This is a genomic window from Vicinamibacteria bacterium, from assembly GCA_035620555.1.
Classification (GTDB): Bacteria; Acidobacteriota; Vicinamibacteria; order Marinacidobacterales; family SMYC01; genus DASPGQ01.
Genome location: DASPGQ010000347.1, coordinates 1 through 3,614 on the forward strand (window position 1 = coordinate 1; position 3,614 = coordinate 3,614).

Genomic DNA, 3,614 nt, shown 5'->3' on the forward strand with positions numbered 1-3,614 from the left:
ACGACACGCCAAACGCGTCGAGGATGCCGGAGGGAAGCTTACGCTGACCGCCCTCGCCATCCACGTCGCGGCGGTGGCGCTGCGAAGATTCCCAAGGTTCAATACCTCTCTCGATATCGCCAACGAACAAATCATCGTCAAGGAGTATCGGCACATCGGCGTCGCCGTGGACACCGAGCGCGGGCTCGTGGTGCCCGTCGTTCGCAACGCCGATCGGCTGAGCCTGGGTCAGATTGCCGCGGCGGTTACCGCGCTGGCCGAACGCGCCCGAAGCGGCAAGCTCTCGCCAGACGACATGCAGGGCGGCTCGTTCACCGTCACCAACCTCGGCGGCATCGGGGGGACCTCGTTCACCCCCGTCGTCAACTGGCCGGAGGTCGCGATTCTCGGATTGTCGCGGAGCCGGCGAGAGCCGTCGTGGACCGGCAACGGCTTCGAGCCCCGGCTGGTGCTGCCGCTCTCTCTTTCTTACGACCATCGGGTCATCGATGGCGCCGATGCGGCGCGGTTCCTCCGGTTCGTCGCCGAGGTGTTCGAAGATCCGTTCTTGCTGTCCTTGGAAGGAAGCATTCCATGACCAAGTCGAACGATCGCGTCCAAGTGGCCGTGGTGGGGGGCGGACCCGGAGGCTATGCCGCCGCTTTTCGCGCCGCGGACCACGGTCTTTCGGTGGCTCTCGTGGACCCCGAGGAGAATCCCGGAGGCGTATGCCTCTACCGCGGCTGCATTCCATCCAAGGCGTTGCTCCACGTGACCAAGGTTCTCGACGACGCCCGGGCGGCCGCCGAATGGGGCATTCGTTTTGCCGATCCCGAGATCGATCTCGAGGCCCTGCGCGGTTTCGAAGCGCGAGTCGTGGAGAAGCTCACCCGGGGACTCGGTGACTTGAGAGGGAGGCGGGATGTTCGCTATGTCCGTGGTCTGGCGGGAATCGCCGACGCTCACACGCTCGAGGTCGACACCGGCGGCGACACGAAGGAGACTATAGCCTGCGAGCACATCATTCTCGCCACGGGTTCGAAGCCGATGCGACCTTCCAATCTCTGGATCGAAAGCCCTCGCGTCCTGGATTCTTCCGGGGCGCTCGCGCTCGACGAGGTCCCGAAGTCTCTACTCGTGGTCGGCGGCGGCTATATCGGGCTCGAGCTCGGTTCGGTCTATGCGTCCCTCGGAAGCCGCGTGAGCGTCGTCGAGATGACCGAGGGTCTCCTTCCCGGTGTCGATCGGGATCTGGTGGGCGTGCTCGAAAAACGCGTCAAGGAGCGCTTCGACCAGGTGCTCCTCGGGACGAAGGTCGAGCGGCTGCGGGAGATGGACGACGGGATTCGAGTCAGCCTCGAGGGAGAAGACCTGGAGGAGACAGAGCAACGATTCGAGAAAGTGCTGATCGCCGTGGGCCGCTCTCCGAACACCGACATTCCTGGTCTCGGTAGAACGAAAGTTCAGATCGGTGACGATGGTTTCCTCGCGGTCTCTCCAGAGCGCAGGACCGCAGAGCCATCCATCTTCGCCATCGGTGACATCGCCGGAGAACCCATGCTCGCGCACAAAGCGTCACATGAAGGCAAAGTGGCCGCCGACGTCATCGCCGGCGAAGCGGCCGCGTTCGAGCCGCGAGCGATTCCCGCCGTCGTCTTCACCGACCCCGAAATCGCCTGGTGCGGGCTCTCGGAAGAAGAGGCCAAGGAAGAGGGAATCGACGTGGAGACCGCACGATTCCCGTGGGAAGCCTCGGGCCGTGCAACCACTCTAGGAGGCGCCAAAGGACTCACCAAGCTCATCGTCGAACCGGAATCCGGGCGTTTGCTCGGTGCCGGCTTCGCCGGGCCGGGAGCGGGCGAGCTCGTCTCGGAGACGGTCCTGGCTATCGAGATGGGCGCCACCACAAAGGATCTCGAGCTCTCCATCCATCCACATCCGACGCTCTCCGAAACGGTGATGGAGGCGGCCGAAGTCTTTCTGGGTCACGGCACGCACGTTTATCGGCGCTGACGCTGAACCTCGACCGGAACGGAATGGCACTATAAATGGGTTCGGGCTGTATCGACCGGTTCTGGCTCTCGGTCTTCTTGCGCGCCTTACTAGGCAGATCCCGTAGCACCGGGATACCGGAGCCCCCCGATGGAGAATTACGGTAAACGGCTGATTGGTTTTGTATTCCGGTCGAGAGAACATAGCCAACATCGGGAGCATGCAATGAGTTGGAAGAAGCCGTGGTTTGCCGGGGTGGTAATGTTCCTTGCCGCCGCGTCTTGTAGACCCCCAGCGGGCCAGCCAGAGACCAAAGAAGAGTCACTTAATGCAGGGGAGCTCGCAGGAACGCTACAGGCTCAAAAGGAAACCTTGGAGCAGGCCATCGCCCTCGAGCTTGCCGAGCTCGAAATAGACATCGGCGAGCTGCGCTCCAAGGCCGATGCGACGGACGAGGACTTCACTTCCGAGTTCGTCCACCTGGACCAGCTCATGAGCGATCTCGACGCTCGATTGGAGAATGCCCGCGTCGCCGGCGAAGACGATCTGGAACGCCTCCGCTCCGAGACCGAACGAGCCCTGGAGCAAATCAAGGAAGCCTACGACGCTCTCGAGACACGGATCGTCGCCACCGAAGCAAAACCAAGCCACGACTTGACGTACTGACGTACTAACGGGAAAACGGGAAGAGGAAAGGAATGAATTGGAGAAATTGGATTGTGACACCGGTAGCGGGCCTGGCGATCTTGTTGGGCGCCGGATCGGTCACAACGCGATCAACCCTGACCGCGAAGGAATGATGGAACTTCTCCGTGACATGGAGATCGAGATGGCTGCGATATCCGAGCACGCCGCCCAGCTGGAGCAGATGGTGAAGTGGCCGAACCGCTATACACTTTCGAGCACCGAGTACGAGTGGACCGGAATCAAGGACCATTTCAACACCGCCGGCGCATTGGTTCCCAAGCTTCAGGCTGCGGCCGATGCGAAGGGCTGGCAGAAAGACGTTATCGCGGAATTGGCCAGCTTGACGAAGGCCATGGACGCCCAACTGGAGGCGGGGCACGAGCACTTGAAAGATGTCACCAGCGTCGAACGACTCCACGCGATCGAACACTACGAGCTGCGTATCAAGAGCATCTACCGTTACGCGGAGCATATCGACGAGCTGATCGAGTACTTCGAGACCCGAAACATGCGAGCCTCGTAGGCTCACGGCGTCGAACAGGAACAGGAGGCAAACAAATGACGACTCATGTCGATGTGCGAGGATTACTGAGGTCCAAAGGGAGGACCTGGCTTGCACTGACGTGGATCGCTTGTTGCGTTCCGGCTCACGCCCTCGGAGGCAATCGCGACCTCGAGGATGTAAACATCCAGGGCGCGATCGAGGACCAACTGCTCCTCGATCCCAGCGTGCCCTGGAACGACATCGACCTGTCCGCCGCCGATGGGATCGTGACGCTCAACGGAACGGTGGACAATTTGCTTGCGAAGGAGCGGGCGGCCAGCATCGCCCGAACCGTAAAGGGTGTTCGCGCGGTCGTGAATCGCATCGAGGTGGACCCCGATCCCGCCCCCGCGGATGAAGACGTTCGCCGGAACGTTCGTGCCGCACTCGAAGCCGATCCAGCCACCAGAGC

General features: G+C 61.9%; 5 protein-coding genes. All 5 read left to right on the forward strand.

The window, feature by feature from the left end:
- Positions 1-577, forward strand: a 577-nt coding sequence (locus VEK15_14160; protein HXV61837.1) for a 2-oxo acid dehydrogenase subunit E2, incomplete at its 5' end; no start/stop codon positions are given.
- On the forward strand, positions 574-1,992 hold the full coding sequence (lpdA, locus tag VEK15_14165; protein HXV61838.1) for a dihydrolipoyl dehydrogenase: 1,419 nt from the start codon (positions 574-576) through the stop codon (positions 1,990-1,992). The genes VEK15_14160 and lpdA, both read left to right, overlap by 4 nt.
- A gap of 351 nt (positions 1,993-2,343) precedes the next feature.
- The gene (locus VEK15_14170) at positions 2,344-2,637 is read left to right on the forward strand and encodes a hypothetical protein (protein HXV61839.1); all 294 of its coding nucleotides are present in this window, start codon (positions 2,344-2,346) and stop codon (positions 2,635-2,637) included.
- A 130-nt stretch (positions 2,638-2,767) separates the two neighbouring features.
- Complete coding sequence (locus VEK15_14175) at positions 2,768-3,181, forward strand: hypothetical protein (protein HXV61840.1); 414 nt, start codon at positions 2,768-2,770, stop codon at positions 3,179-3,181.
- Between the two features lie 35 nt (positions 3,182-3,216).
- Positions 3,217-3,614, forward strand: a 398-nt coding sequence (locus VEK15_14180) for a BON domain-containing protein (protein ID HXV61841.1), incomplete at its 3' end; no start/stop codon positions are given.

Bases quoted from the DNA above. Each gene is read 5' to 3' on its own strand.
- lpdA (HXV61838.1), top strand. From the start codon at position 574: ATGACCAAGTCGAACGATCGCGTCCAAGTGGCCGTGGTGGGGGGCGGA.
- VEK15_14175 (HXV61840.1), top strand. From the start codon at position 2,768: ATGATGGAACTTCTCCGTGACATGGAGATCGAGATGGCTGCGATATCC.